Source organism: Streptomyces sp. NPDC085524 (assembly GCF_044541755.1).
Lineage (GTDB): Bacteria > Actinomycetota > Actinomycetes > Streptomycetales > Streptomycetaceae > Streptomyces.
The window spans coordinates 109390-136115 of sequence record NZ_JBITTH010000027.1; the positions used below are offsets into that span (position 1 = coordinate 109390).

At 72.4% G+C, this 26726-nt stretch carries 24 protein-coding genes; 10 read left to right on the top strand and 14 right to left on the bottom strand.

Annotated features, from left to right (window positions below):
* Positions 1–183: 183 nt before the first annotated feature.
* On the bottom strand, positions 184–423 hold the full coding sequence (locus ACIGFK_RS33220; protein ID WP_386467578.1) for a hypothetical protein: 240 nt from the start codon (positions 421–423) through the stop codon (positions 184–186).
* The gene (locus ACIGFK_RS33225) at positions 416–553 is read right to left on the bottom strand and encodes a hypothetical protein (RefSeq protein WP_386467580.1); all 138 of its coding nucleotides are present in this window, start codon (positions 551–553) and stop codon (positions 416–418) included. The genes ACIGFK_RS33220 and ACIGFK_RS33225 overlap by 8 nt, the downstream gene beginning before the upstream one ends.
* A 155-nt stretch (positions 554–708) precedes the next feature.
* Between ACIGFK_RS33225 and ACIGFK_RS33230 the strand changes: the two genes are divergently transcribed.
* Together ACIGFK_RS33230 and cyaB are read left to right on the top strand one after the other, a co-directional pair.
* On the top strand, positions 709–1422 hold the full coding sequence (locus ACIGFK_RS33230; protein ID WP_386467582.1) for a helix-turn-helix domain-containing protein: 714 nt from the start codon (positions 709–711) through the stop codon (positions 1420–1422).
* A gap of 14 nt (positions 1423–1436) precedes the next feature.
* Positions 1437–2009: a class IV adenylate cyclase gene (cyaB, locus tag ACIGFK_RS33235; RefSeq protein WP_400054781.1), complete on the top strand. Its 573-nt coding sequence runs from the start codon at positions 1437–1439 to the stop codon at positions 2007–2009.
* Positions 2010–2055: 46 nt separating this feature from the next.
* On the opposite strand, the gene ACIGFK_RS33240 is transcribed toward cyaB, so the two are convergent.
* Complete coding sequence (locus tag ACIGFK_RS33240; RefSeq protein ID WP_386467586.1) at positions 2056–2193, bottom strand: hypothetical protein; 138 nt, start codon at positions 2191–2193, stop codon at positions 2056–2058.
* A gap of 1307 nt (positions 2194–3500) precedes the next feature.
* On the opposite strand from ACIGFK_RS33240, the gene ACIGFK_RS33245 reads away from it, so the two are divergent.
* The gene (locus tag ACIGFK_RS33245) at positions 3501–5234 is read left to right on the top strand and encodes a carbohydrate-binding module family 20 domain-containing protein (RefSeq protein ID WP_400054783.1); all 1734 of its coding nucleotides are present in this window, start codon (positions 3501–3503) and stop codon (positions 5232–5234) included.
* An 89-nt stretch (positions 5235–5323) separates the two neighbouring features.
* Positions 5324–10735: a pullulanase-type alpha-1,6-glucosidase gene (gene pulA / locus ACIGFK_RS33250; protein WP_400054785.1), complete on the top strand. Its 5412-nt coding sequence runs from the start codon at positions 5324–5326 to the stop codon at positions 10733–10735.
* Here pulA and ACIGFK_RS33255 read toward each other — a convergent pair.
* From ACIGFK_RS33255 to ACIGFK_RS33270, 4 genes are read right to left on the bottom strand one after another with little or no spacing between them, the layout of a single operon-like run.
* Positions 10722–11258, bottom strand: coding sequence for a GNAT family N-acetyltransferase (locus ACIGFK_RS33255; RefSeq protein ID WP_376660376.1), 537 nt, complete (start codon positions 11256–11258; stop codon positions 10722–10724). The genes pulA and ACIGFK_RS33255 overlap by 14 nt on opposite strands.
* A 42-nt stretch (positions 11259–11300) precedes the next feature.
* A complete protein-coding gene (locus tag ACIGFK_RS33260; protein WP_376660377.1) occupies positions 11301–12011 on the bottom strand; it encodes a TetR/AcrR family transcriptional regulator in 711 nt (236 codons plus the stop codon).
* Positions 12012–12035: 24 nt separating this feature from the next.
* Positions 12036–13082: a PDR/VanB family oxidoreductase gene (locus ACIGFK_RS33265; RefSeq protein ID WP_400054787.1), complete on the bottom strand. Its 1047-nt coding sequence runs from the start codon at positions 13080–13082 to the stop codon at positions 12036–12038.
* Positions 13079–14002 (bottom strand): metal-dependent hydrolase, encoded by a 924-nt coding sequence (locus ACIGFK_RS33270; RefSeq protein ID WP_376660379.1) that lies wholly within the window; start codon positions 14000–14002, stop codon positions 13079–13081. The genes ACIGFK_RS33265 and ACIGFK_RS33270 overlap by 4 nt, the downstream gene beginning before the upstream one ends.
* Before the next feature lie 118 nt (positions 14003–14120).
* Here ACIGFK_RS33270 and ACIGFK_RS33275 point away from each other — a divergent pair, with 118 nt between their 5' ends.
* Positions 14121–14453 carry a hypothetical protein gene (locus ACIGFK_RS33275; protein WP_376660380.1) on the top strand — a complete coding sequence of 111 codons (333 nt, stop codon included), beginning with the start codon at positions 14121–14123 and terminating at the stop codon, positions 14451–14453.
* Positions 14454–14553: 100 nt separating this feature from the next.
* Here the strand turns inward: ACIGFK_RS33275 and ACIGFK_RS33280 are convergent, their stop codons facing one another.
* The 3 genes from ACIGFK_RS33280 to ACIGFK_RS33290 all read right to left on the bottom strand — a co-directional run bounded on the left by ACIGFK_RS33280 (position 14554) and on the right by ACIGFK_RS33290 (position 18160).
* Entirely contained in the window at positions 14554–16488 is a 1935-nt protein-coding gene (locus ACIGFK_RS33280; RefSeq protein ID WP_376660381.1) for a hypothetical protein, read from the bottom strand.
* A 146-nt stretch (positions 16489–16634) separates the two neighbouring features.
* Positions 16635–17429, bottom strand: a complete 795-nt coding sequence (locus ACIGFK_RS33285) for a tyrosine-protein phosphatase (protein WP_376660382.1) — start codon at positions 17427–17429, stop codon at positions 16635–16637.
* Between the two features lie 131 nt (positions 17430–17560).
* On the bottom strand, positions 17561–18160 hold the full coding sequence (locus ACIGFK_RS33290; RefSeq protein ID WP_400054788.1) for a rhomboid-like protein: 600 nt from the start codon (positions 18158–18160) through the stop codon (positions 17561–17563).
* 155 nt (positions 18161–18315) lie between these two features.
* Between ACIGFK_RS33290 and ACIGFK_RS33295 the strand changes: the two genes are divergently transcribed.
* Positions 18316–19008 (top strand): hypothetical protein, encoded by a 693-nt coding sequence (locus ACIGFK_RS33295; RefSeq protein WP_400054789.1) that lies wholly within the window; start codon positions 18316–18318, stop codon positions 19006–19008.
* Positions 19009–19094: 86 nt separating this feature from the next.
* Complete coding sequence (locus ACIGFK_RS33300; RefSeq protein WP_400054790.1) at positions 19095–20594, top strand: PepSY-associated TM helix domain-containing protein; 1500 nt, start codon at positions 19095–19097, stop codon at positions 20592–20594.
* Positions 20595–20686: 92 nt separating this feature from the next.
* Here ACIGFK_RS33300 and ACIGFK_RS33305 read toward each other — a convergent pair whose 3' ends face one another.
* From ACIGFK_RS33305 to glnII, 3 genes are all read right to left on the bottom strand, one after another.
* Complete coding sequence (locus ACIGFK_RS33305; protein ID WP_386467601.1) at positions 20687–21301, bottom strand: winged helix-turn-helix domain-containing protein; 615 nt, start codon at positions 21299–21301, stop codon at positions 20687–20689.
* Positions 21302–21652: 351 nt separating this feature from the next.
* Complete coding sequence (locus tag ACIGFK_RS33310) at positions 21653–21982, bottom strand: hypothetical protein (protein WP_376661900.1); 330 nt, start codon at positions 21980–21982, stop codon at positions 21653–21655.
* 105 nt (positions 21983–22087) lie between these two features.
* Positions 22088–23107 (bottom strand): glutamine synthetase, encoded by a 1020-nt coding sequence (gene glnII, locus ACIGFK_RS33315; RefSeq protein WP_376661899.1) that lies wholly within the window; start codon positions 23105–23107, stop codon positions 22088–22090.
* Between the two features lie 224 nt (positions 23108–23331).
* On the opposite strand from glnII, the gene ACIGFK_RS33320 reads away from it, so the two are divergent.
* Entirely contained in the window at positions 23332–24249 is a 918-nt protein-coding gene (locus tag ACIGFK_RS33320) for a Gfo/Idh/MocA family protein (protein ID WP_400054793.1), read from the top strand.
* Positions 24250–24377: 128 nt separating this feature from the next.
* Here the strand turns inward: ACIGFK_RS33320 and ACIGFK_RS33325 are convergent, their stop codons facing one another.
* Positions 24378–24938, bottom strand: coding sequence for a hypothetical protein (locus tag ACIGFK_RS33325; protein ID WP_376661898.1), 561 nt, complete (start codon positions 24936–24938; stop codon positions 24378–24380).
* 145 nt (positions 24939–25083) lie between these two features.
* Between ACIGFK_RS33325 and ACIGFK_RS33330 the strand changes: the two genes are divergently transcribed.
* Positions 25084–25908, top strand: a complete 825-nt coding sequence (locus ACIGFK_RS33330) for an alpha/beta fold hydrolase (protein WP_376661897.1) — start codon at positions 25084–25086, stop codon at positions 25906–25908.
* A 116-nt stretch (positions 25909–26024) separates the two neighbouring features.
* Positions 26025–26486 (top strand): GNAT family N-acetyltransferase, encoded by a 462-nt coding sequence (locus ACIGFK_RS33335; protein ID WP_376661896.1) that lies wholly within the window; start codon positions 26025–26027, stop codon positions 26484–26486.
* The last annotated feature ends 240 nt before the right edge of the window (positions 26487–26726 follow it).

A 26726-nucleotide genomic window follows, 5' to 3' on the forward strand; every position in this document is an offset into this window, starting at 1 on the left:
CCCTGCCAGGCGCCTCAAATCGCTACGCGCTCCTCGACGACGGCGTCTGCGACCCGTCTGGGGCTGGGCAGACGCGCCAGATCGGTATGCGCTTCTCCTTCTCGGCGTCCGACGGCCGTCTCGGGCCGATACCTGCACCGGATGGTGACCAGGGAAGTGCGGGAACCGTACGGGCGGGGTTGTTTAGCGTCTGCGGGCCTTCTGCGGCTGGTAACCGGCCGGTTCGACGTTGTCGACTGCCGTGGTGAACTCGCGGCCAGAGGCGCCACGGATGTACGCGAGCTTCATCCAGTGTTCGTGCGCAACGGAGTCTGAGACGTTCTCGTTGATCACGGCCATCAACTCGCCTTCGGTGCCGGAAGCGATGTCACGGACACGGCGGCGCAGCAGTCGATGGGGCACGTACTCGTACCGTTCAGTCATCCGACGGCTCCTCGATGGAGGCGATGAAACGCTGCCAGCCGACGTGGGCACGGTCGATGAGTTCCTGGCTGGGCCCGGGCTGCAGGTGCGACCAGGGGTCGTCAGGGGCTTCGCAAGCATCGAGAGTCATGGCGGGGGCCTCCGATTCCGGGCAGTGGACCGGCCACCGGTTTGGTGGCACGTCGACAGGATCTGGTGACAGTGCGTACGGGCTCGATATCCGGACGGCAATCTCACGGTGGGATGACTTCCCATCTCGCAGGCGGATGACGGGAGTGATCGACCGTGACCACACCGCTCGTGCCGTCCCTGCCTGACTGGGCGTGGGAGCGGGCAGATGTACGCCAGGCTCTTCGCGCGCGCGATGTCGGTGCGGTATTCCGGTACGTGCAGCAGTACAGCGGTGCCAGCCAGGCACGCATTGCTGCGGCGGTCGGCATGACCCAGGCCCGGGTGAACGAGATCATCAACCGGCGTCGTGAGGTGTCCCGCCTCGATGTGCACGAGCGGATCGCTGACGGTTTGAACATGCCGGACGGTGCTCGGCACCTTCTCGGACTGGCGGCCAGTCGTGAGCACCCTTCCGGAGGGGCGGCGTTCGACCTGGCGGCGTTCCCAGAGGTGGTACGGGTGTACTCGGCGCAGGCCGTCGCGCAGGAGGAGATTCAGCAGCAGGTGCGGCGCGCGAAGGAGTTGGACGTCCTCGCGGTGCGCGGCCTCGGCTTGATCGGTCTCAAAGATTCGATGCTGCGTGCTCACCTCAGAGGGCTCAGGGTGAGGGTGCTCCTGCTCGACCCGGAAGCGCCGGTGTACGGCATGCTGCCCACGTGGCGGTTGATCCGGGCTGACTCCACCCTGTTCGTCGGAGCTTTCGATGCAGGTTGGGAAGGACACGAGTCCGCCACTTACAAGGTGATGGAGACTCCGCACGGGCCGCTGTTCAGGGGGTTTCGGCGCATGTTCGACGCAGTCGCCCGAGGTGCCCAACGTACGGTTTGAGAGGGGATGTGCAGATGATCGAAGCGGAGCTGAAGGCGTATGTACACGCGCCGGAAGAGACGCTGCGGCGGCTGGACGAGCGCGCCGAGGGCCGGGCAGAGGTGTACCAGGACACCTACTACGACACTCCGGACGGCGCGTTGGAGGCTCGGGACGAGGAGCTTCGGGTTCGGACCGTGCACGGTTCGGACGAAACTCGCACGATCCTCACGTACAAGGGCGCCCGAGTGGACGAGGAGTCCGGGTCGAAGCCCGAGTACGAGACCCGAGTTGAGGACGCCGAGGCGGTGCACGCGACGTTGCGGGGCCTCGGCTATGAGCCGGCCATCGCCTTCGAGAAGAGGTGCCGGAACTACGCCTTCGAGGCGCAGGGCCGTCAGATGCTCGCGACACTGGTCCGCGTTCCCGAGGTGGACGGCACGTTCCTGGAGCTCGAGACCCTGGTGGACGAGCGTGAGTTGGCCGGGGCGCTGGACGACGTGCGCCAGGTTCTCACAGAGCTCGGCATCGGCGCCCAGGATCTGACGCGTGAGCAGTACACCGCCGCAGTCAAAGCCCGTCGTCTGAGCGGAACCGCAGGTCGGTGACCGTGTTCCTTTGCTCGCGTGGAAGTCACATACCGCGTTCCGGGCCTTACACCTCGGGGGTCCGCTTGTCCGGTGCTGTGGGGAGGTACTCCAGGAGGACGGGGCCGGGGTAGAGGGCAGCACTGCCCCAACCGGCCATCTCTTCGCCGATCAGGTAGCGGTACAGCCATTCGGTGAAGTTCACGGGGTGGCCGACCCAATCGCCCTCCGAGCCCTGGACCACCACCCCGTCGGGGAACCCGTGGACCTCGGGCGCCAGGAAGACGGCGGCCCCCTGGTCAGTTCCGGCAAGGGGTATGAGTCCTGTTCCAGGCGAAGCCAGGCATCAGGATCGTCGTAGCGGTTCCCCGCCGGGCCGAGCATGTCGAATACGGCTTGCAGGTAGTCGGTCACGGCTGCTCACTGGTGCTGGTCGGGGCGTGTCCAGGGCAGCATCCACCACGTGGCGTCGGTCGACCCCTCTCCGAGGTATCGGCCCGGGACGGTCGGTGGACGCTGAGAAATGAGGAGCGCGTAGCGATCTGTCGCGTCCAGATGAGCCCAAGACGGGAGCCGGACGCCGTCGTTGAGGAGCGCGTAGCGATTTGCTGCGCCTGTCGGGGGCTGAGGGTCTTGTCGCCGAGGTTGGGGGATGAGTGGCCGCCTGCCCGGTCCGGATGGTGGCCTGGGAGGGCCCGAGGCCGGGCCCGGCCCCTGCGGAGCGGGGTCGGACATCGCTGATCGACCCGGTTTTCTGTCTTCCGCCCGGCCCGTTCTTTTGGGGGTTTCCCGGCAGTCCTTGTCTTTCCGGGGCGGGACGGTCTGTCAAGGGTCGCCGTAGGCGATCGCGAAGCGACGCGACGACGAAGGAGGAGCGCCCTTGACAGGCCGGCCCGACACGGAAGGACCATGGGACTGACGGGAAAGCCCCAAGCCCTCTCTGATTCCGGCCGACGCAGACCCGGCCATCGCCCCGACCCCGCCGCACAGGACGGCCCGGTGCTTCCCGACGCGGCGGGGGCGGGTGGGCAAACGCGGGCCCGCGGGCGGGGCTCGAGGGGGAGAAGTCCCGCCCGCGTAGGATTCGTACCCCTAAGCCCCCGCCCCTTCCTGCACGCCTCGTTTGACGTTGCAGGGATATCGGCGGCCGTAGGGGCGCCGCCGCAGCGCGCCGGTCGTGCCCGGGGGACCCACTCCTTGAGCCCAGTTCGGCAGCATTTCGGCAGGAATTGAAAGCCGATTACCGGCGCCGCCCCGGACGTGCGGGACGCGGGGGCGGCCGACGGCGGAGCCCGGGGTCGTCGGGCGGGGCGGCCGCGGCCCGGACCGGGACGGCGTCGCGGGGGTGTGCCGAGGGGTGAACTCGCCGCGGCGGGGCCGTAGTCCAGGGGGCTGTCCAGCAGGACACACCTCGGAAACAATTCTGCAATCTCTTGCGCAAACTCTTGCAGTGCCCCTACCTGGCACCTACGGTCGCTCCAATCCCCACCTCTCCCGCCAGGAGGCCCTCGCATGCCTGCCAGAGCCGTCAGAGCTGCAACCCTTTTCAGTGCCACCTCCGCTCTCGCCGCCACAGCCCTCGCCGCCGCCGTGCTGACGGCCGTCGCCCCACCGGCGACCGCCACGCCCCCCGGTGAGAAGGACGTGACCGCCGTCCTCTTCGAGTGGCGCTTCGACTCCGTGGCCAAGGCCTGCACCGACTCCCTCGGACCCGCCGGATACGGCTACGTGCAGGTGTCGCCGCCCCAGGAGCACGTGCAGGGGTCGCAGTGGTGGACCTCGTACCAGCCCGTCAGCTACAAGATCGCCGGTCGGCTCGGTGACCGGACCGCCTTCAAGAACATGGTCGACACCTGCCACGCCGCCGGGGTGAAGGTCGTCGCCGACTCGGTGATCAACCACATGGCCGGCCCGGCGGACGCCGGCGCCACCTTCACCGGAACCGGCGGCTCCACCTATACGAAGTACAACTATCCGGGCACCTACTCCGGCTCCGACATGGACGACTGCCGGGCGACGATCTCCAACTACCAGGACAAGGCGAACGTCCAGAACTGCGAGCTCGTGCAGCTCGCCGACCTCGACACCGGCGAGGAGTACGTGCGGGGCCGGATCGCCGGGTATCTGAACGATCTGCTGTCGCTGGGGGTGGACGGCTTGCGGATCGACGCCGCGAAGCACATGCCCGCCGCCGACCTGGCGAACATCAAGTCCCGGCTGGCGAATCCGTCGGTGTACTGGAAGCAGGAGGCGATCCACGGCGCCGGTGAGGCCGTGTCGCCCTCCGAGTACCTCGGCAACGGCGACGTGCAGGAGTTCCGGTACGCCCGCGACCTCAAGCGCGTCTTCCAGAACGAGAACCTCGCCTACCTGAAGAACTTCGGCGAGGCATGGGGCTACATGCCGAGCGCGCAGTCCGGCGTCTTCGTCGACAACCACGACACCGAGCGCGGCGGCGACACCCTCACCTACAAGGACGGCTCCGCCTACACCCTCGCCAGCGTGTTCATGCTGGCCTGGCCCTACGGATCCCCCGACGTCCACTCCGGCTACGAGTGGACCGACAAGGACGCCGGTCCGCCGAACGGCGGCACGGTCAACGCCTGTTACACCGACGGGTGGAAGTGCCAGCACGCCTGGCGGGAGATCTCCTCCATGGTCGCCTTCCGCAACACCGCCCGCGGGCAGGCCGTCACCGACTGGTGGGACAACGGCGGCGACCAGATCGCCTTCGGGCGCGGCTCCAAGGCGTACGTGGCGATCAACCACGAGGCGAGCGCGCTGACCCGGACCTTCCAGACCTCCCTCCCGGCCGGCGACTACTGCGACGTGCAGAGCGGGCGCGCGGTCACCGTGGACTCCGGCGGCCGGTTCGCCGCCACCCTCGGGGCGGGGACCGCCGTCGCCCTGCACGTGGGCGCCCGCACCTGCTCCGGTGCCCCGGCCACGGTGGCGGCCGGCGCCGCCTTCGCCGTCAACGCCACCACCGTCCTCGGTCAGAACGTCTACGTCGTCGGCGACCGCGCCGAGCTCGGTGCCTGGAACACCGGCAGCGCGCTGAAGCTCGACCCGGCCGCCTACCCCGTCTGGAAGCTCGACGTCACGCTCCCGGCCGGCACGTCCTTCGCGTACAAGTACGTCCGCAAGGACGCCTCCGGCAACGTCACCTGGGAGAGCGGCGCGAACCGCACCGCCACCGTCCCCGCGAGCGGCAAGGTCACGCTGAACGACACCTGGCGCAGCTGAACCGCCCGCCCCACAGACCAGGGCCGCCCGGCACCATCCTCCCCGCCACCGCCGGGCGGCCCTCATCCATGCGATGCCATGCGCTGTCCATGCGCTGTCCGTGCGATACGTACACAAGGAGATCCGCCTTGATACGCCCTGCCGCAGGAGCCCTCGCCGCCGCCCTGGCCGTGACCCTCCTGCCCGCGCTCCCGGCCGCGGCCGCCACAGCCCTGCCCCCCGCCCCGCCCCCGGACGCGAAACTCGCCGCCGAACCGGCCCGGCACGACCTGACCCGGGAGCAGTTCTACTTCGTCCTCCCGGACCGGTTCGCGAACGGCGACCCGCGCAACGACCGCGGCGGACTGACCGGCAGCCGGCTGGAGACCGGACTGGACCCGACGGACAAGGGCTTCTACCAGGGCGGCGACCTCAAGGGGCTCACCGACCGGCTCGACTACATCAAGGGGCTCGGCACCACCGCCATCTGGATGGCGCCGATCTTCAAGAACCAGCCGGTGCAGGGCAAGGGGAACGACGTCTCGGCCGGCTACCACGGCTACTGGATCACCGACTTCACCCAGGTCGACCCGCACTTCGGGACCAACGCCGATCTGGAGCGGCTGATCGAGAAGGCGCACGGGAAGGGGATGAAGGTCTTCTTCGACGTCATCACCAACCACACCGCCGACGTCGTCGACTACCGGGAGGCCTCGTACTCGTACCTGTCGAAGGGTGCCTTCCCGTACCTGACGAAGGACGGGGTGCCGTTCGACGATTCCGACTACGCCGACGGGAAGGGGAAGTTCCCCAAGGTCGACGGGGAGTCCTTCCCGCGGACCCCGTTCGTGCCCGAGGCCAAGAAGAACCTCAAGGCGCCCGCCTGGCTCAACGACCCGACGATGTACCACAACCGCGGCGACTCCACCTTCGCCGGGGAGTCCTCCGAGCAGGGCGACTTCTTCGGCCTCGACGACCTGTGGACCGAGCGTCCCGAGGTCGTCAGCGGGATGGAGAAGATCTACGAGAAGTGGGTCGACGACTTCGACATCGACGGCTTCCGGATCGACACCGTCAAGCACGTCGACACCGGGTTCTGGACCCAGTGGGCGACCGCCCTCGACAAGTACGCGGCCAAGCGCGGCCGGGACGACTTCTTCATGTTCGGCGAGGTCTACTCCGCCGACACCGCCGTCACCTCCCCGTACGTGACGCGCGGACGGCTCGACGCCACCCTCGACTTCCCGCTCCAGGACGCGATCCGCGCGTACGCCTCCCAGGGCGCGGGCGCCGCGCGGCTGGCCGCCGTGCTCGGGGACGACTACCGGTACACCACCGACAAGGCCAACGCCTACGAGCAGGTGACCTTCCTCGGCAACCACGACATGGGCCGCTTCGGGACCTTCCTGAAGCAGGACCGGCCGGCGGCGGGGGAGCAGGAACTGCTCGACCGCTACCGGCTCGCCAACGAGCTGATGTTCTTCTCCCGGGGCAACCCGGTGATCTACTCCGGTGACGAGCAGGGCTTCACGGGCGCCGGAGGCGACAAGGACGCCCGGCAGCCGCTGTTCGCGACGAAGGTCGCCGACTACCTCGACGACGACCAACTCGGAACGGCGCGCACGCACGCGAGCGATGCCTACGATCAAGGCCACCCGCTCTACAAGCAGATCAGTGCTCTCTCGAAGCTGGTGAAGGACCACCCCGCCCTGCGCGACGGCATCCAGAGCGAGCGCCTCGCCGACGGATCGGTCTACGCCTTCGCCCGGACCGACGCGCGCACCCGCACCGAGTACCTCGTCGCCGCCAACAACGGGCCCGAGGCCAGGACCGTCGAGATCGGCGCCCCGGCCGGTGCCCAGTACCGCGCCCTGTACGGCGGCGCCGGCACCTCCGCGGTCTGGGCCTCCGCCGCCGGCCGGCTCACCGTCTCCGTCCCCGCCTTCGGATCCGTGGTGCTCCAGGGCGCCACCCCCCTCCCCGCCCCCGCCGCCAAGCCCGCCCTCACCCTCAAGGCCCCGGCCCCCGGCGCCACCGGAACCGTCGAGCTCTCCGCCGACGTGACCGGCGACGGCCCCGGCGCCCTCGCCCGGGTCGTCTTCGCGGCCCAGACCGGCAACGGCAGGTGGCAGGTCCTCGGCTCCGCGGACCACGCCCCCTACAAGGTCACCCAGTCCGTCGACGCCACGACGCCCGCCGGTACCGCCCTGCGCTACAAGGCCGTCGCCGTCGACTCCGCCGGCCGCACCGCGAGCGCGCTCGCCGAGTCGGTCACCGGCCAGGCCCCGCCCGCCCCGGTGCCCACCGCCACCCAGCGCGATTACGCCGTCGTCCACTACAACCGGCCCGACGGCGACTACACGAACTGGCGGCTCTACGCCTGGGGCGACATCGCCGACGGCGAGCAGACCCCCTGGCCCGCCGGCCACGGCTTCACCGGCCGCGACGCCTACGGGGCCTTCGCCTACGTGCGCCTCAAGCCCGGCGCCTCCTCCGTCGGCTACCTCGTCATCGACAAGGACGGCAACAAGGACGTCTCCGCCGACCGCACCATCGACGTCACGAAGACCGGCGAGATCTGGCTGGAGCAGGGCAAGGAACCCGCCCGCACCGACCGGCCCGCCTACCCGCCCCAGGACACCGCCAAGGCCGTCCTGCACTACCAGCGCCCCGACGGCGCCTACGACGGCTGGGGCCTGCACGTCTGGGCGGGCGCGGCGAACCCCACCGACTGGTCCAAGCCGCTGATGCCCGTCCGCACCGACTCCTACGGCGCGGTGTACGAGGTGCCGCTCGGGGCCGGTGCGACCTCCCTGAGCTACATCCTCCACAAGGGCGACGAGAAGGACCTCCCCTCCGACCAGTCCCTGGACCTGAAGGCCAACGGCCACGAGGTCTGGATGCTCGGCGGCAAGGAGAAGTACCTCCTCCCGCAGCCCGCGGGCTCCTCCGCCGCCCTGGACCTCACCAAGGCCCAGGCCGTGTGGATCGACCGCGACACCCTCGCCTGGAACGCCCCCGCCTCCGCGGCCTCCGTGCAGCTCCTCGCCTCCCGCGAAGGCGCGGTCAAGGCCGCGAACGGAACCCTGCAGGAGGGCGGCGCCCAGTGGCTGCGCCTCACGAAGGCCGAGCTCACCGCCGCGCAGAAGCAGAAGTTCCCGCACCTGGCCTCGTACGCCGCCTTCACCGTCGACCCCCGCGACCGGGACCGCGTGCGCGACGCCCTGCGCGGGCAGCTCGTCGCGAGCGCCCGCGCCGCGAACGGGGCCGCCCTGGCCGCGACCGGCGTGCAGCTCGCCGGGGTACTGGACGACCTGTACGCCAACACGGCCCCCCTCGGGCCGGTCTTCAAGGACGGGCGCCCCACCCTCTCCGTGTGGGCCCCCACCGCCCGCCAGGTCTCCCTGGAACTCGACGGCGGCTCCCGTACCGTCGCCATGCACCGCGACGACGCCACCGGCGTCTGGTCCGTGCGCGGCGACCGCGACTGGACCGGCAAGCGCTACCGCTACGCCGTCACCGTGTGGGCCCCCAGCACCGGCCAGGTCGTCCGCAACCTGGTCACCGACCCCTACTCCACCGCCCTCACCGCGGACTCCACCCACAGCCTGGTCGTCGACCTCGCCGACCCGAAGCTCGCCCCGCCCGGCTGGAAGCAGCTGCGCAAGCCAGCACCCGTCCCCTTCTCCTCCGCGCAGATCCAGGAGCTCCACATCCGCGACTTCTCCGTCGCGGACCGCACCACCGGCCACCCCGGCCAGTACCTGGCCTTCACCGACAGCGGCTCGGCGGGCATGCGGCACCTGCGCGACCTGGCCGGCGCCGGGACCTCGTACGTCCACCTCCTGCCGGCCTTCGACATCGGGACCATCCCCGAGAAGGCCGCCGACCGCACCGAACCGGCCTGCGACCTCAAGGTGTACGCGCCCGACTCCGACCAGCAGCAGGCCTGCGTGGCCGCCGCGGCCGCCAAGGACGCCTACAACTGGGGCTACGACCCGCTGCACTACACGGTCCCCGAGGGCTCCTACGCGAGCGACCCGAACGGCACGGCCCGCACCGTCGAGTTCCGCCGCATGGTGCAGTCCCTGAACGGGGCCGGGCTGCGCACCGTCATGGACGTCGTCTACAACCACACCGTGGCCGCGGGACAGTCCGACAAGTCGGTCCTCGACCGCATCGTCCCCGGCTACTACCAGCGCCTGCTGGCCGACGGCAGCGTCGCCAACTCCACCTGCTGCGCCAACACCGCCCCCGAGAACGCCATGATGGGCCGCCTCGTCGTCGACTCCGTCGTCACCTGGGCGAAGGAGTACAAGGTCGACGGCTTCCGCTTCGACCTCATGGGCCACCACCCGAAGGCCAACATCCTCGCCGTCCGGGAAGCCCTCGACGCCCTCACCCCCGCCAAGGACGGGGTCGACGGCAAGAAGATCGTCCTCTACGGGGAGGGCTGGAACTTCGGCGAGGTCGCCGACGACGCCCGCTTCGTGCAGGCCACGCAGAAGAACATGGCCGGCACCGGCATCGCCACCTTCTCCGACCGGGCGCGCGACGCGGTCCGCGGCGGCGGCCCCTTCGACGAGGACCCGCGCGTGCAGGGCTTCGCCTCGGGCCTGTTCACCGACCCGAACGCGTCCCCCGCCAACGGCACCCCCGCCGAGCAGAAGGCCCGGCTCCTGCACGACCAGGACCTGATCAAGGTGGGGCTGTCCGGCAACCTCGCCCCGTACGCCTTCACCGACACCACCGGCCGCCGGATCAAGGGCTCCGAGCTGGACTACAACGGCGCCCCGGCCGGCTATGCGGCCGCCCCCGGCGACGCCCTCGCCTACGCGGACGCCCACGACAACGAGTCCCTGTACGACGCCCTCGCCTACAAGCTGCCCACCGGCACCAGCACCGCCGACCGGGCCCGCATGCAGGTCCTCGCCATGGCGACGGCCGCCCTCTCCCAGGGCCCGGCCCTCTCCCAGGCGGGCACGGACCTGCTCCGCTCCAAGTCCCTGGACCGCAACTCCTACGACAGCGGCGACTGGTTCAACGCCGTCCACTGGGACTGCCGCGACGGCAACGGCTTCGGCCGCGGGCTGCCCCCGGCCGCCGACAACGCCTCGAAGTGGGTCCACGCCAAGCCGCTCCTCACGGCACCGGCACCGGGCTGCCCGGACATCACCGCCGCCTCGGCGGCCTACCGGGACCTGCTGAGGATCCGTACGACGGAACCCGCCTTCGCCCTCACCACGGCGGAGGCCGTCCAGAGCCGGCTCGCCTTCCCGCTGTCCGGCAAGGACGAGACCCCGGGCGTGATCACCATGGCCCTCGGGGACCTCGTGGTGGTGTTCAACGCCACCCCCGCCGCGCAGCCCCAGCGCGTCCCCGGCCTCGCGGGGACCGCCTACACCCTGCACCCCGTCCAGGCCGCCGGCTCCGACGCCACGGCCAAGCGGTCCGCGTACGACACGAAGACAGGAGAGTTCACCGTCCCCGCCCGCACCGTCGCGGTCTTCACACGGCGGTGAGCCGGTCCAGCCGCTTCTCCAGCAGGATCACCCCGTAGACCCTGCCGTCCTTCCCCTCCTTGTGGGGGAACTCCCCGACCACCCGGTAGCCCGCGCCCTGGTAGTACGCGAGCAGCCGGGGGTTGGTGGAGACGCAGTCCAGCCGCGCCCGCTCCCGTCCGGTCCCCGCGATCCGCCGCTCGGCGTGTTCGAGCATGCGGCGCCCGGATCCGGCGGGCGCGGCCTCGCGTTCCACCATCAGCCGGTGCACGTAGCCCGCCACGGGCGGCTGCACGCCCCAGGCCTCCTCGTCGGACCACCACAGCTCGTACGCGCCGATCACCCGCCCGTCGGAGTCCCCGGCGAGCCACACCTCCCCGTCGCGCATCCGCGCGCGGAAGTGGTCGGCGTCCTTGTCGCCGGGCTTCCACTGGTCGATCCCGTTGGCCCGCATCCACCGCGCCGCCCGGTCGTACAGGGCAACCAGGGTGCCGGCGTCCTTCTCCACGGCCTGCCGGAACAAGATCCCGTCGTCAATGATCACGCGGGCATTATCGGTGGAAAGGGAGGGGACTCCACAAGATCATCACGGGGCGGGTGTGCCCGGAACCAGCAGCGCCAGGCGCCCGACCAGCTCCCCGAAGGGCCCGTCGGCCGGTTCGTCCGCCAGGATCCGTACGAGGATCCCCGCCATCTCCGCGTCGTACGCGGCGCTCACCGCGGCCAGCGCGGCGAAATCGTGCACCAGCTGCAACTCCAGCTCGGCGCGCGGGATACGGCGCCCGTCCAGCCAGATCAGCGCGGTGGACTCGGCGAGCGACACCCAGGACCGCACGACGAGTTCGAGGCGGGCCGGCGGATCCTCGACCCCGATGCCCAGATGGGTCAGGATCTGCTCGTACGCGGCCTGCCGGACCTCGTCGATCATGGCGTTGGTGCGGCTGCTCCCGGCCGCGGGACCGCCCCGCATCAGCGCCGAGAAACCCGGCCCGTGCTCGTCGACGAAGGCGAAGAACCGCCCCATCACCCGCAGCAGCCGGGCCCCGAGCGGCCCCTCCCGGGGCTCGTCGAAGCGCGCCGCCAGGTCGTCGGCGGCCCGGCGCAGCGCGGCCTCGTACAGGCTCAGCTTGCCGGGGAAATAGTGGTAGACGAGCGGCCGGGATATCCCCGCGGCCGCCGCGATCTCGTCTATGGACACGTCGTCGGGCGAGCGGAGGCTGAACAGCTCCAGGGCAACCCCGATCAGCTGCTGCCGCCGCTCCTCGACACCCATCCTGCGCCGCACGCCGGTTGTCATGCGGGACACCCTACTTCGGACCGGTCAGAGGTCCAGGACGAGGCGGTCCCCCTCGGCGCGCGAAACGCAGAGCAGCATCGAGTCCTCGCGCTCGCCGTCGGTGAGGAGCTCGTCGCGGTGCTCCACCTCGCCCGCCAGCACCCGGTGTTGGCAGGTGCCGCAGAACCCCTGCTCGCAGGAGTAGGGGGTGGCGGGCAGCTCCCGGCGGACCGCGGCCAGGGCCGACTCGTCCGCGCCGACCTCGATCTCGCGCCCCGAGCGGTGCAGTTCGACCGTGAAGGCCTTCGCGGGACCGGGCGCCGCCGCCGGGGCGAAGCGCTCCAGGTGCACCGCCGCCGGCTCCGGGGCCGCCGCCGTGACGGCCGCCATCAGGGGCTCGGGGCCGCAGCAGTAGACGAGCGTGCCGGGCCGGATGCCGGCGAGCACCGACAGGTCGGGCAGGCCCGTCTCGTCCTGCGGGGCGAGCGTGACCCGGTCCCCGTACGCCGCCAGTTCGGCCAGGAACGGCATCGAGGCGCGCGAGCGGCCCCCGTAGAGCAGGGTCCAGTCGGCGCCCGCTGCGGTGGCCGCCCGGAGCATCGGGAGGATCGGGGTGATCCCGATGCCGCCCGCGACGAACGCGTACGAGGCCGCCGGGACCAGCTCGAACCGGTTGCGCGGCGGGCGCAGTTCCAGCTCGGCGCCCTCCACCAGCTGGGCGTGCGCCTCGCGGGAGCCGCCCCGGCCGTCCTCGACGAGCCGGATCGCGATCGTGTACCGGCCCGGGTCCGCCGGGTCCCCGCACAGGGAGTACTGGCGCACCAGCCCCGACGGCAGGGTGACGTCCACGTGGGCGCCGGGGGCCCAGGCTGGCAGCTCGGGCGACTCCAGGGTGAGGCGCAGCACGCCCGCGGCCGGTTCGCTGCGGGCGACGATCAGCGCGCGCAGTGCCCGGCGCGGGGAGTAGCCGGAGACGGGGGTCTCCAGGGCGGGCAGCGGCCAGAGCGGGGACTTCCCGATCCGCCGGTGCAGCGCGCGCTTGGCGGCCCAGGCGGCGCCGGCGACGGCGGTGACGGCGAGGGCGCGCCTCATGCGGTCACCCCGGCGGGCGCGGCCTGCGGGGCGCGGCCGCCGTTGGCTCCGGGGGAGGAGGCGAGGTAGGCCACCGCCTGCGCCGTCGAGCCTTCCTGCGAGGGGTGGTACGTACGCGAGAGGTACTTCGGGATCGACTTCAGCATGGCGCCCGTGGAGGGCAGCACGCCCTGCTGGCCGGCCCGGAAGAACTGGCCGAAGGAGGCCTTGCCGTCGGCCAGGTGGGGGTCGTTCTCCATGAAGAAGCGCACCCCGCGCTGCCACAGGAAGACCAGCGCCGAGAAGGCGGTGGCCCAGGTTCGGGCCCGGCGACGGTAGTTGCCGTCGACGTGCATGAAGAGGTCGAAGGCCACCGAGCGGTGCTCGACCTCCTCCGCCCCGTGCCAGCGCAGCAGGTCGAGCATCATCGGGTCGGCGCCCCGCCGGTCCAGCTCGTCCGCGTTCAGCACCCAGTCGCCGAGGAACGCGGTGTAGTGCTCGATCGCCGCGATCATCGCGACCCGCTCCATCAGCCACCAGTGGCGCGCCTTGCCCGGGGGCAGGGTCCGGTCGCCCAGCAGCTTCTCGAAGAGCCAGTCCACCTGCGCGGTGTACGGGGTCGGGTCCAGGTCCAGCCGCTTGAGGTGGGGGAGTACGTCGTCGTGGGCGGCGGCGTGCATGGCCTCCTGGCCGATGAAGCCGATGACGTCCGCGCGCAGCCGCTCGTCCGTGATGTGCGGGAGCACCTGCTTGTAGACGTGGACGAACCACCGCTCGCCGGCGGGCAGCAGCAGGTGCAGCACGTTGATCATGTGCCCGGCGAAGGGGTCGTTCGGCAGCCAGTGGAGCGGGGTGTCCTCCCAGCGGAAGGCCACGTTCCGGGGATTCAGGTCTATGTGTTCCGACGCCACGGGGGCGGGCGCGAGCGGCGTATTAGACATGGCGTCAATGTACTGATGGGTAGCGGAGAGGAAAAGCCCTCTGCGCCCACTTCCTGCGGGCGGAGCCGGGCGGTTGACGCGGGCGTGACGTAAGACCGGCACCTTCGTTGGTCCCGGCATGAAGATCAAGAACATGCTGGTGACCGGCTTCGCGACCGCTGCCGCCCTGGCCGCCATCGCCCCCGTGGCCTCCGCCGACACGGGCACGGGTGCGGCCCCGCAGAAGACCGGCGCGGCGACCGCAACGGCCGACGTCTTCGGGCAGGCGCACCACGACCTCGGCCTCGACCGCATCGGGGACCACGGGAACGTCGAGGCCCTGAAGGCCTCCCCGCTCACCGTCGGGGTGGCCGACGGCATCGAGGAGTCCCCCGAGACCGTGTCCGCCCTCGCCGGCCCGGTCGACGGCCTGAGCGGCACCGGGGAGCTGGTACTGCCCACCGGCTCCTGACCGACGCGCAGTTCCCCGGCCGCTCCCCGCCACCGGTCCCTCCTCCCGGCAGCAGCCGGGGGGAGGGACCCTTCTCCGCAGGGCGTCCCCCGGGGGCGCCCTAGCGCAGCACTCCCGCCTTCGACCCGTCCGTCAGCTTGCCCGACAGGTCCACCTGCGCACCCTCCTTGGCCTTCACCGCCAGCCGGTTGCCGTTCGCGGAACCGCTCACCCCGCTGCCGGACACCGACAGGGACGCGAACTGGGCGCTGCCCGCGGCCAGTACGTACCACTGCCCCGCACGGGACTTCCACAGCACGCCCGCCAGCACCCGCGGCTCCCGCGGTCCGCACGCCGCCGACCCCTCCGCCTTGGCCGCCTGCGCGGCGAGCGTGGCCCCCGGGGTCAGGAACTGCGCCTGCACCCGGTCCGCTGCGCCCTGCCAGGTCTCGGCCCGCGTGCACAGCCAGGTCGCCGTGCCGTCGCCCTCCGGCAGCGGCTGCTTCGCGTACGTCCAGGCGTTGACCGTACGGACCCCGTGCGAGCGGACCGAGGGCAGCAGGCAGGCGATCCGCGACCAGTCCGCGAGCTCCGCGCCCTCCGTCACGTCGCGCTCCGCGCCCGGTGCGCCCGAGGTCAGCCGGGCCGGGGTCAGCTCGCCGAGGTCGGTGATCAGCCGGGTGGCGCCGTCGCCGGTCAGGGACAGCGCGTTCCAGCTCGTACAGCTGCCCGCGGGGGCGGGGCCCGGCACCGGCGGGGTCACCCCGTCCGGGGCCCGCTTCAGCGTCACCGGGGCCTCGCCCGGCTTGAGCAGGTCCCGCAGGGCCGCGCCGGTGACCCAGGGCGCCGTCAGGTAGCGGACGTTGCCGTCGACCCGGCTGAGCACCAGCGCGGTCGCGGTGTCCGCCGAGGCCCCGTCGGTCCGGGCGAAGTCCAGGGCGGCGCCCGCGGACCCCGTGCGCGGCTCGGCGTAGCGGACCACGCGCAGGCCGTCGTAGAGCAGGACCACCACGGCCTGGTCGACGGCGCCCGCGAACAGCAGCTGCGCCGGGCCCATCGGCGGCCCGGCGGGCGTGCCCGGGGTGGCCGAGACGACGACGGTGGACCCGGGCCGGGCCCAGACGGCCAGCGCCCGCCGCAGCAGCGCGGAGTCCGCGGCGCGGTCGCCGCGGGCGGGCCAGGTGGAGAAGTCCGTACGGGAGGAGGTCCGCCAGAGCGCGGGATCGGCCCGGACCAGCTTCGCCGGGTCCAGGGCCTGCTCGGCCGCGGCGTTGCGGGAGTACAGGGGGGCGGCCGCGCCGTCCGCGCCCCAGCCCCCGCCGGGCAGCGCGAGCAGCGCCCCGCACACCGCGAGCGCGGCCCCGGCGGCGAGCGCGGCCCGCACCAGCCGGCGTCGGCGCAGCAGGTCGGTGGGCCGGGCCTGGAGCACGCACGGGTCGAACTCGGGCGAGGCGAAGAGGGCGTCGTTCGCCGGGTCCCCCGACTCCGCGACCGCGGCGGCCGGGTCCGCGACCCCGGCCTCGGTGAGCACCCGCAGCACCTCCGGCTCCGGCAGCCGCTCCAGCGCCCGCAGCGCGCAGGCGGCCCGCCCGGGCCCGTTCAGGGTGGCCAGCCACTGGTCGAGGGCGAGCTCCTCGGCCCCGCCGGAGCGGGGGAACAGGCGCAGCCCCCACACCTGGGGGAGCAGCGGCGGGAGCTGCGCGCGGCGCGGGAGGGCGCGGAAGGTCAGCGGGATCCCGGCTTCGAGGGCGGCGCGCAGCACGCGCAGCCGTACGTACGCGTACCCCGCGTCGCCCGGCCCGCCGTTCCGCTGCCCGGGGACCCCGCCCTGCACGGCCGCGGCGGCCGCCACCGCGTCCCGCCGCCCGCGCGGCAGCGCCCGCTGGGCCAGCGAGTGGGCGGTGAGCACCCGCCGGTTGCGGCCGAGGGCGGGGGGCAGCACCAGGTAGGCGAGCCGCACCAGCCGCGGATAGTGCTCGACGATGGCGGCCTCGGCCTGCTCGACGTCGGGCGGCACGGGAGACGGGGGGCGGGTGGCGGTATCCGGCGCAGTCACGTTCAGCAGAACGAGCGAATGGTCGGATGGTCACCCGCGGGCGGGGCGCCACGGGGCGCCCGGTCCGCGGCGCCCCGCCCCGGGGATCCACGGGCCCGGGCCGCCGCCGGGAGGCAGTGAGGCACCCCCGGGGTGCGCTTGCGTCGTCAGGCGATCAGCCGGGCGCGCAGCGCCTCGACCTTCTCGTCGGAGATGCCGAGTCCCTCGCGCACGTACTTCTCCATGGAGCCGTAGCGCGTCTCGACCTCGTCCAGCGCCGCCTCCAGGTACGAGGGGAAGACGCCTATCAGGGCGAGCGCTATGTCCGGGTTGCCGCCGGCCGCGGTGAAGCCCTCGATCATCGGGGCGAAGGCCTGCTTGACCGCCGAGCTCACGGAGAGGTACTCGGCCATCAGCGTCTCGTCGTCCGCGCCGAGCAGCGACAGGATGACGGTGGCGCCCCAGCCCGTGCGGTCCTTGCCGGCTGTGCAGTGGAAGAGCAGCGGGCCCGCCTGCGGGTCGGCGAGCTCCTCGAGCAGCATCCGGTACGAGGCCTGCGCCGAGGCCGTGGTGACGAAGGACCGGTACACGTCGGCGAACAGGGCCTGCGCCTTGCCGCCGCCGAGCTGCTCCTCGGCGACCACCGGGTCCGACAGCAGGTGCTTGAGCTGTACGGCCGCAGGCATCTTGCCGGAGTTCATCTTGTCCGCCAGCACGTCGCTGATCAGCACCCGCGCCCCGGCCGGAACCCGGTCGGGGTGGTCGGCGCGCTCGCCGGAGGTGCGGAAGTCGATGACGGTGGTCAGGCCGAGGGACGCCACCGCGGTGTCGGCGTCGAGGTCGAGCCGGTCGAGCTGGCCGGAGCGCAGGACCAGGCCGGAGCGTACGGTGCGGCCGCCGGACAGCGGGGTGCCACCGAGGTCGCGGAGGTTGGCGACGGTGGTGGAGGGCAAGGCGGTCATCGTGGCGGCTCCGGCGGTGGCGGTATGCGGTTGGTTCGTGCGGTGGGCACCGTGCGCGTGTGCATGTGCGCGTGTGGTGCACGCGGTGCGCACGGCTCGGGTGGCACGTGTGGCTCACGTGGTCACCTCGCTTATGAGGTGATTCGTGTAATTTTCCGATGTTTCGCGTCGGAAAGACAATCGAGGACCAGCGAGATCCCGACGCCGATCCCCAGCGCCGCCAGATGCCCGGCGTCCGTGAAGGTCCGGCCGCGCCTGATCACGGGCGCCGCCGCGAGGGCCAGCAGCCCGGCCCGGGCGGTCGTGCGCACCGCTCCGCGCGGCAGGGCCGAGGTCAGCGCACCGAGTACGGCGTTGAATCCGTAGCTGGTCCCCACGTCCAGGGCGCTCCGGGTGTGCGGATCGGTCGTCCTGCGCAGGGCGCCGTACACGAGGAGGGTCGCCGCGGCGTGTCCGAACAGGAACACCGCCGCCGTCCACCAGGCGCCGTACGCGTACTCGGCGTATCCGAGCACCGCGACGAGCAGCAGCGCGTACGGCAGCGGCATGGGCTCCTCGACGACGAGCGCGCTGGTCATCAGCGTTTCCCAGCGTCCGGCCGCGAGGTTGTCGACATTCGTCGAGCAGTCCCGGAGCAGCCGCTCCCGCTCGGCCGGTTCCAGTCGGTCCAGGGCGTGCGCCCCGAGCTGGACGCCGCCGGAGTACACCACTCCCAGGGGAATCGGATTCACCGCTCCATGATCGGATACAGCCCTCCCGCGGCCGCCACCGGGCCCCGTGCGAACATGTCCCGGCCATGTTCATGACCTCCGCGCCGATGCGCGCCACACGAGCCGCGACATTCGCGGCGATGTGCGTCGCTTTGGGTGCAGTGGGGCATTCGTACATGTCCGGCACGGACGTCCCCCTCACGGGACTCCTGGCTGCCTTCGCGGTGACCGGCGCCCTCGCCTGGCCGGCCACCGGACGGCGTCGGGGTCCCGCCGGGATCAGCGCGGCGCTGCTCGCCGTGCAGGGCGTGCTGCACCTCGTCTTCTCCGGGAGCCGGGCGGCGGAGCCCGCTCCCGCGCCGGCCCCTGCCGCGGCTCCTGTTCCCGCCCCCGTGCACCACCACATGCCGCACATGAGCATGAACATGGGCGCGGACACGGGCACCGGCTTGGCCGACGGCACGGGGGCGATGGGCTCCGCAGCCCACGGCGTCGCCGACATGAGCGCCGTCGCCGACGGCATGGCCGGCATGGCCGGGCACGGGGGCCTCGGGATGATCGCCGCCCACGTGCTCGCCGGGCTGCTCTGCGCCGCCTGGCTGGCCCGCGGCGAGGCCGTGGTCTTCCGGCTGGCCCGCGCCCTCGGCGCCGCCGCCCTGCACGCCGCCCGGCCGCTGGCCCGCGCGTTCGCCCTCGCGGCCACCCGCGCGGTCGCCCTGCCGGCGCTGCCCGGCCCCCGGCCCCGGCCCCGGTCCGAGCGGCCGCGCCGGCTGCGGGGCGCCCTGCACGCCCACGCCGTGGTCCGCCGGGGGCCGCCCGCGTACCGAGCGTTCAGCACCACGGCCCCCGGCCGACCCGCCCGCGCCTGACCGGCGCGCTCCTCGGCAAGGAGGAGGCGAGGCGAGACACGTCCGGGGCCGCCTTCCCCATGTCTTCGCCCAACCCTAGGACCGACATGTCCCTTGACGAGGCCCAGGACGTCCGCACCCCGGACGCCGACCCCGACACCACCGCCGTACCCAGGAGGAGCCGCAGCGGCTGGGCCGCCCTGCGGCCGCTGCTCCTGCGCATGCACTTCTACGCGGGCCTGCTGATCGCCCCGCTGCTGTTCCTCGCCGCCGCCACCGGTCTGCTGTACGCCGGTTCCTGGCAGGCCGAGAAGATCCTCTACTCCGACGAGCTGACCGTCTCCCGCGTCGGCGACAGCGCCCTGCCGCTCAGCGCCCAGGTCGAGGCGGCCAAGAGCGCCGCGCCCGGGGGCGAGGTCGTCTCCGTATGGCCCGGACCCGACGCGGAGGCCACCACCCGGGTGATCATGGAGAAGCCGGGACTCCCCGAGGGCGAGACCCTCACCGTCTTCGTCGACCCGTATACGGCCGAGGTGCGCGGACAGCTCGCCACGTCCGGCGACGCACTGCCCCTGCGGGCCTGGCTGAGCGAGTTCCACTCGAGCCTCCAGCTCGGCGAGTTCGGCCGGAACTACAGCGAGATGGCCGCGAGCTGGATGTGGGTCGTCGCCCTCGGCGGACTCGCCCTGTGGATCGGCCGTCGCCGGCGCCGCCGGGCCGAACTCGTCCTGCCGGACCGGACGGCCACCGGCCGCCGCCGCACCCTGTCCTGGCACGGGGCCGTCGGACTCTGGTCCGTCGCCGGGCTCGTCGTGCTCTCCGCCACCGGTCTGACCTGGTCGAAGTACGCCGGCGAGAACATCGGGCAGCTCCAGGACCGACTCGGCGGCGCCACCCCCAGCGTCTCCGCCAAGCTGAAGCCGGGAGCCGGTGCGGCCGACGGCGGCAGGGGGCACCTCCCAGCAGTAGCCGGGGGAGAGCACGCCGGCCACACCATGGGCCCCGGCGAGGAGATGCAGCCCGCAGCACCCACCGCGGACATCGGCCTCGACAAGGCCGTGGCCGCCGCCCGAGCCGCGGGGGTCACCGAGGAACTCCGCATCACCCTGCCCGCCAAGGGCAAGGGGTACGTGATCAAGGAGCAGGACAAGCAGGTGCCGGTGCACCTGGACGCGGTCGCCGTCGACCCCGCCGACGGCGAGGTCATCGACGAACTGCGCTTCGCCGACTACCCGCTGCTCGCCAAGATGACCCGCTTCGGCATCGACCTGCACATGGGCAGGACCTTCGGGCTCGCCAACCAGATCGCGCTGGCCGCGCTCGCCGTCGCCGTGATGTTCCTCGTCTTCTGGGGCTACCGGATGTGGTGGCTGCGCCGCCCGACGAAGGAGCGCACGCTGTCCGTCGGCCGCGCCCAGCCGCGCGGCGCCTCGCGGAAGCTGCCGGTCGCCGTGCTGCTGCCGGCGGCCGCGGTGACCGCCGTGGTCGGCTGGTTCGTCCCGCTGCTCGGCATCAGCCTGGTGGTGTTCCTCGTGATCGACGTCGCCCTGGGCCTCGTGGCGCGACGCCGGGCGGCTGCCGGGGCTGCCGGGGCCGGCGGCGCGTGAGGTAGCGGACCGTGGGCCCGTAGCCCCTCCGGATGGGAGGGGGTACGGGCCCACGCGCATGCCGCTCCGGCCCGGCAGGGCGATCGGGGCGGTCAGGGGGCGTACTTGTACCCCACCCGGCGGACCGTCTGGATCGCGTTGCGGTGGGCGGCGCCCAGCTTGCGGCGCAGGCGGGCGATGTGGACGTCCACGGTGCGGCCGTCGCCGACGTGCCCGTAGCCCCAGACCGTGGTCACCAGCTGGTCGCGGCTGTGCACCCGGTGGGGGTGCTTCACCAGGTGGGCCAGCAGCTCGAACTCCAGGTACGTCAGGTCGAGCACCTGCCCGTCGACGGCGGCCGTGCGCTGCGCCGAGTCGATGCGCACCAGGGGGTCGCCGGAGCCGCGGTCGCCGTCGGCGTCGGGGGCTTGGACGGGCGCCGGGCCCGCCACGGCGTGCGGGGCGAAGGCGACCGGCGGCTGCTGGTCGGCCGGCACGAGCACCAGGTAGCCGATCATCGGCGGCTGCCCCGGCAGGGCCGGCAGGGTGTGCTGCGGCGCGGGGAGCCAGGTGGCACCGGGCGGAAGCAGATCCGCCACGCGGGCCACCTCGTTCCGGTCCACGGCGCGCAACCGGTGGCGCGGACTGGGCGGATAGCTCAGGGGAGAGGTCGCGGCGGAGGCGGAAACGGAGGCCGGGGCGGAGACGAGGGAGCGGGTGTTAGCCATGAGTGGTCAGCTCTTTCACGCGGAGGAGTCGGCAGGGAGACGTGCGTGGTGGCGTACGTCATCGGTGTCGTTCCGCGCAGACCGAAGGCCTGGGGCAGCTCAGAAGGGAGGTCCCGGAGGCTTTAGAGGGCCGGCGCGTTCTTCGCGCGGCAACACACCCGGTCGAAATCGTGATCCTGACGGGACGGCCAGAACGGCTCGAGGTCGCTGCGACCCGACGAGGTGTACGAATGGCTGGCCATGCCCCCATTCAAGCAGACCCCCGCCCCCGGGGGCAGGCCCCGTCTCACGTAGTGGATCGGAATCTCAAATTCGGCCGCCAACATCCCATGAATTCCGGGTAAATGCCCCTCAGCCCAACTCCAGCCGCACCCAGGTCGGGCCGGCGTCCCAGCCCTTCTCCTGCCGAGCCCAGCGGGCCATCACTTCCACCACCTCGGCGGACGTGGGCAGGTGCACCTGGAAGTGGCGATCCGCCGACCCGTCCCGGTGCTCCAGTTGGTACTCCCCGCCCTCGTCGTGCCAGACCTGTATGTACCGGTCCGGATCCTCGACGATCCGCTCGACGATGACGAAGTGGTCCCCGTCCGCGCCGAGGCGCTCCACCAACGCGGACAACAGGGCGAGCGCGGGCCGCTCGTAGGACTCGCCGCGCTCCGTCTGGATCCTGATCGCCAACATGGAGACACCGTCGCACGCGCCACTGACAACGGCGCCCGCCGGGCGGCAAGGGCTCGGCGGGCGTTGTCGAAGACGGTCAGGCGGGCGGTGTCAGGGGGCCGGGGTTCAGACCAGGCCGTCCTTCTCCAGGCCGGTGCAGCAGGTGTCCACGATCAGGCGGGTCACCACGTACGGGTCCACGTTCGCGTTCGGGCGGCGGTCCTCGATGTAGCCCTTGCCGTCCTTCTCCACCTGCCACGGAATGCGGACCGAGGCGCCGCGGTCCGAGACGCCGTAGCTGAACTCGTTCCACGGGGCGGTCTCGTGCAGGCCCGTCAGGCGCTCGTCGATGCCCGCGCCGTAGTTCTTCACGTGGTCGAGCGGCTTGCTGCCCTCGCCCAGCGCCTCGCACGCGGAGATGATCGCGCGGTAGTCCTCGCGCATCGCCTTCGTGGAGAAGTTGGTGTGCGCGCCCGCGCCGTTCCAGTCGCCCTTCACCGGCTTCGGGTTCAGCGTCGCGGAGACGTTGAAGTCTTCGGCGGTGCGGTACAGCAGCCAGCGGGCGATCCACAGCTGGTCGGAGACCTCCAGCGGGCCGACCGGGCCGACCTGGAACTCCCACTGGCCGGGCATGACCTCGGCGTTGATGCCGGAGATGCTCAGGCCCGCCGCGAGACAGTGGTCCAGGTGCTTCTCGACGATGTCGCGGCCGAAGATCTCGTCCGAGCCGACACCGCAGTAGTAGCCGCCCTGAGCGGCCGGGAAGCCGCCGACCGGGAAGCCGAGCGGGCGGATGCCGTCGAAGAAGGTGTACTCCTGCTCGATGCCGAAGATCGGCTCCTGCGCGGCGAACTTCTCGGCGATCGGGCGCAGCAGCGCGCGGGTGTTCGACTCGTGCGGGGTCATGTCGATGTTCAGGACCTCGCACAGGACGAGGATGTTGTCGCCGCCGCGGATCGGGTCCGGGCAGGAGAAGACCGGGTTCAGCACGCGGTCGGAGGCGTGGCCCTCGGCCTGGTTCGTGCTCGATCCGTCGAAGCCCCAGATCGGCAGCGCGTCGCCGTCGGCCAGGATCTTCGTCTTGGAGCGAAGCTTCGCCGTCGGCTCGGTGCCGTCGATCCAGATGTACTCAGCCTTGTAGCTCACGGGCCCCATCCTCAGACTCTGCGGGTGCTGTGCCGGCCGCTGCTCTGCTTCATTGCTGCGCTGCGGTGATGACCGCAGCGTGCCCGCTCGCGATTTCCCTTCCGTTGCCCATGTGTGAACCCCGTGTTACCGAGGTTTACGCCGCAGGTCGGGTGGGCTGTGCGGGCTGCGCGCGGGTTGGCGGCGGAGCGTCCGTCCGGGTGGGGCAGACTGGGCCCGTGAGCATTTCGTCTGATTTGAGCTCGGCCGCAGGCCCCCGCCCCAGGGTTGGGCTGCTCGGCACCGGCCCCTGGGCCCGCCGCACCCACGCCCCCGCCCTCGCCGCGCACGCCGGGTCCGAGTTCGCCGGAGTGTGGGGCCGCCGGCCCGAAGCCGCCGCCGAGCTGGCGGGCGAGTACGGCGTGAAGGTGTACGAAGACCCCGACGCACTGTTCGCCGACTGTGACGCCGTGGCCTTCGCCCTGCCGCCCGACGTCCAGGCCCCGCTCGCCGTGCGGGCCGCCGCGGCCGGCTGCCACCTGCTGCTCGACAAGCCCGTCGCGACCACCCCGGAGGACGCCCGGGCCGTCGCCGATGCGGTGGCGCGGCACCGGGTCGCCTCCGTCGTCTTCCTGACGCTGCGCTTCGCCGAGCCCACCGCCGGATGGGTCGCCGAGCAGGCGGGCCGGGAAGGCTGGTTCACCGCGGCCGCCCACTGGCTCGGCGCCGTCTTCCCGCCCGACGGCACGCCGAGCGCGTACGCCGACTCGCTGTGGCGCAAGGAGAAGGGCGGGCTCTGGGACGTCGGCCCGCACGCCCTGTCCGTACTGATCCCGGTCCTCGGCGAGGTCACCGCGGTCAGCGCCACCAGGGGCCCGTCGGACGTGGTCCAACTGGCCCTGCGGCACAGCTCCGGCGCGGCCAGCACGGCCGTCCTGAGCCTGTGCGCCCCGCGCGAGGCCGCCGGGGTGGGGCTGGAACTGCGCGGCACCGAGGGCGTGCACACACTGCCGGGCTGGAGCGACGTTCCGGGCGCGTACGGCCGGGCCCTGGACGCGCTGCTCACGGCGGGCCGCACCGGGGTGCCGGATCCGCGCGGCGCGGAGTTCGGGGCGCGGCTGACGGAGATCCTGGCGGAGGCGGAGGGGCAGCTTCGCGGCTGATGGCTTGCGGAGGGGCTGGGTGAGGGCTGGGTGAGGGCTCGTCGAGTGCTGGGTGAGGGCTCGTCGAGTGCTCCCTTGGCCCTTGGCCCTTGGCCCTTGGTCTTTGGTTTCCGCCGGTTTCGGCTCCGCTATTTGATGACCGCGTTGGCGACGATGATGACGAGGCCGATCGTGGCGTCGGCCAGACCGATCAGCAGTGACGAGCCGATCCGGTAGCCGACCCGGAGCGCGACGAAGGAGCCCCAGGCGAAGAGCAGCGCGGTGTTCAGGCCGAGTCCGACGGCGGTCACCCCCGGGGAGTCCCAGTCCGCGATCCCGGCCGCGACCAGCAGCAGCACGGTGGGCAGGGTGGCCACGATCATCGGCCACTCGTTCCACAGCGCCCGGACGAGCACGTGCCACCGGTGCGCGGCGGAGCCGCGGTGATGGGTGGTCATGTGGTGCGAGTAGCCGTGCGCGAGCCCGGCCGCGGCCGCCGTCACGAGGACCCAGCTGGCGTCGTAGAAGGGGGTGTACTCCCCGCCCTGCTGGTCCAGTGCGGCGAGCAGTGCGCTGGCCAGCACGGTCCCGTACACCCCGCCGAACATCCAGTCGGCCCCGCGCCGGGGCGGGGGGAAAGGGGAGTGGGGCCGGGGGGCGGGCTGCTGCTCGGGCTCGGGCTGCGGCGGCGTGGGCGTCGGCTCGGTCACGGCGGGTCCTTTGGTGCGGTTCGTCCTTATTTGTATCCCGCCACCCTACGAGCCCCGGGGTCTCAGTTCGCGAAGTGGGCGGTCGGTACCGTTCGGATGGGTCGGATGGGCCGATGGGCCGATGGGTCGGATCGGGAGGGGGATCATGGAAGGCAATGCGAACGGACGCGTCGCAGAGTGGGCCGAGCGGATCGTGGTGCGGGACGGGGTACGGCTCTCCTGCCGGGACTGGGGCGGCGACGGGCCGGCAGTCGTCCTGCTGCACGGGCTGGCCGGGCACGCGGGTGAATGGGACGCGGCAGCCCGGCAGCTGAGCTCCCGCCACCGGGTCGTCGCCGTCGACCAGCGGGGCCACGGCGCCAGTGAACGCCACCCGGGGGACGTCTCCCGCGCCGCCTACGTCGCCGACGTCCTCGCCGTCGCCGACCAGCTCGAGCTGGGCCCCCGATTCGCCGTGGTCGGCCAGTCGCTGGGAGGGCACACGGCGATGCTCGCCGCCGCCGCGCACCCGGCGCGCGTCCGCGCCCTCGTGCTCGTCGAGGCCGGACCGGGGGAGGGGAGCCCGGACCTCCTTTCCGAGATCGGCGGGTGGTTCGACTCCTGGCCGAGGCCGTTCCCCACGCGGGAGGAGGCCGTTGCCTTCCTCGGCGGCGGCCCGGTCGGCGAGGGGTGGGCGGCCGGACTGGAAGAGCGGGACGGCGGATGGTGGCCGCGCTTCGACGCCGGCACCATGGTCCGCTCGCTGGAGGAGAACGCACGGCGCTCCTGGTGGGAGGAGTGGGAGCGGGTCGCCTGCCCGACCCTCGCCGTCATCGGCCAGAACGGCATCGTCGACGGGGCGGAAGCCGGCGAGATGCTGCGGCGACGCCCGGAGACCGTGGCCGTCAGCGTCCCGGGCGCGGGGCACGACGTCCACCTGGAACGGCCCGATGTGCTGGACGGGTTGCTGGCGGAGTTCCTGGCGCCCTGACCGGCAAGGTCCGTGGTGGCGTCCCCGTGGGCGGGGATTCGACAGCGCGGCGCAATGCGGTGGCCCCCGGGTGGCGCATGATCGGTGACATCGTTGCCGACCACGGGGGTTCCCACATGTCCGACATCCACGTCCGCGCCGCCCGGCCCGAGGACTTCGCCCAGTGGCGCGCGCTCTACCGGGGCTACGCCGACTTCTACAAGGTGGAGCAGACGGAGGAGGCCGCCGAGACGGTGTGGTCGTGGGTGAACGACCCGGGCCACGAGGTCGGGGCCCTGGTCGCCGAGGACGCGGACGGCCTGCTCCTCGGCCTGGCCCACTACCGCCCCTTCGCCCGGCCGCTGTCCGCGACGGTCGGCTGCTTCCTCGACGACCTGTTCGTGGCACCGGAACACCGCGGTTCGGGCGCCGCCGACCTGCTGCTCGGGGCCCTGCGGGAGCTGGCCGCGGAGCGGGGTTGGAGCGTGGTGCGGTGGATCACCGCGGACGACAACCACCGGGCCCGCGCCAAGTACGACCAGGTGGCGACGCGGACCATGTGGGTCACGTACGACATGGCGCCGGGTCGGGGGGAGTAGGGGCGCACGCGGGCGGGGTTTCTCCCCGCGCGGGCCGGCGGGCCGCGCGGGCGGGGTGGCGGTTGCCCGCCTGCCCTCTTGTCTGGGGGCGGGGTGGGGGTGGTGGCGGGGTCCGAGCCGGCCGGAATCGGAGAGGGCTTGGGGCTTTCCCGTCAGTCCCATGGTCCTTCCGTGTCGGGCCGGCCTGTCAAGGGCGCTCCGTAAGGTGTTGGGTGGTCCGGGAGGGCTGGGTGTGGCTGA

What these genes read in the sequence shown, in the direction of transcription:
- ACIGFK_RS33220 (WP_386467578.1), bottom strand. Translation starts at nt 423, where the DNA reads ATGACTGAACGGTACGAGTACGTGCCCCATCGACTGCTGCGCCGCCGT.
- ACIGFK_RS33225 (WP_386467580.1), bottom strand. Translation starts at nt 553, where the DNA reads ATGACTCTCGATGCTTGCGAAGCCCCTGACGACCCCTGGTCGCACCTG.
- cyaB (WP_400054781.1), top strand. Translation starts at nt 1,437, where the DNA reads ATGATCGAAGCGGAGCTGAAGGCGTATGTACACGCGCCGGAAGAGACG.
- ACIGFK_RS33245 (WP_400054783.1), top strand. Translation starts at nt 3,501, where the DNA reads ATGCCTGCCAGAGCCGTCAGAGCTGCAACCCTTTTCAGTGCCACCTCC.
- pulA (WP_400054785.1), top strand. Translation starts at nt 5,324, where the DNA reads ATGCGCTGTCCGTGCGATACGTACACAAGGAGATCCGCCTTGATACGC.
- ACIGFK_RS33260 (WP_376660377.1), bottom strand. Translation starts at nt 12,011, where the DNA reads ATGACAACCGGCGTGCGGCGCAGGATGGGTGTCGAGGAGCGGCGGCAG.
- ACIGFK_RS33265 (WP_400054787.1), bottom strand. Translation starts at nt 13,082, where the DNA reads ATGAGGCGCGCCCTCGCCGTCACCGCCGTCGCCGGCGCCGCCTGGGCC.
- ACIGFK_RS33270 (WP_376660379.1), bottom strand. Translation starts at nt 14,002, where the DNA reads ATGTCTAATACGCCGCTCGCGCCCGCCCCCGTGGCGTCGGAACACATA.
- ACIGFK_RS33275 (WP_376660380.1), top strand. Translation starts at nt 14,121, where the DNA reads ATGAAGATCAAGAACATGCTGGTGACCGGCTTCGCGACCGCTGCCGCC.
- ACIGFK_RS33285 (WP_376660382.1), bottom strand. Translation starts at nt 17,429, where the DNA reads ATGACCGCCTTGCCCTCCACCACCGTCGCCAACCTCCGCGACCTCGGT.
- ACIGFK_RS33295 (WP_400054789.1), top strand. Translation starts at nt 18,316, where the DNA reads ATGTCCGGCACGGACGTCCCCCTCACGGGACTCCTGGCTGCCTTCGCG.
- ACIGFK_RS33300 (WP_400054790.1), top strand. Translation starts at nt 19,095, where the DNA reads ATGTCCCTTGACGAGGCCCAGGACGTCCGCACCCCGGACGCCGACCCC.
- ACIGFK_RS33305 (WP_386467601.1), bottom strand. Translation starts at nt 21,301, where the DNA reads ATGGCTAACACCCGCTCCCTCGTCTCCGCCCCGGCCTCCGTTTCCGCC.
- ACIGFK_RS33310 (WP_376661900.1), bottom strand. Translation starts at nt 21,982, where the DNA reads ATGTTGGCGATCAGGATCCAGACGGAGCGCGGCGAGTCCTACGAGCGG.
- ACIGFK_RS33330 (WP_376661897.1), top strand. Translation starts at nt 25,084, where the DNA reads ATGGAAGGCAATGCGAACGGACGCGTCGCAGAGTGGGCCGAGCGGATC.
- ACIGFK_RS33335 (WP_376661896.1), top strand. Translation starts at nt 26,025, where the DNA reads ATGTCCGACATCCACGTCCGCGCCGCCCGGCCCGAGGACTTCGCCCAG.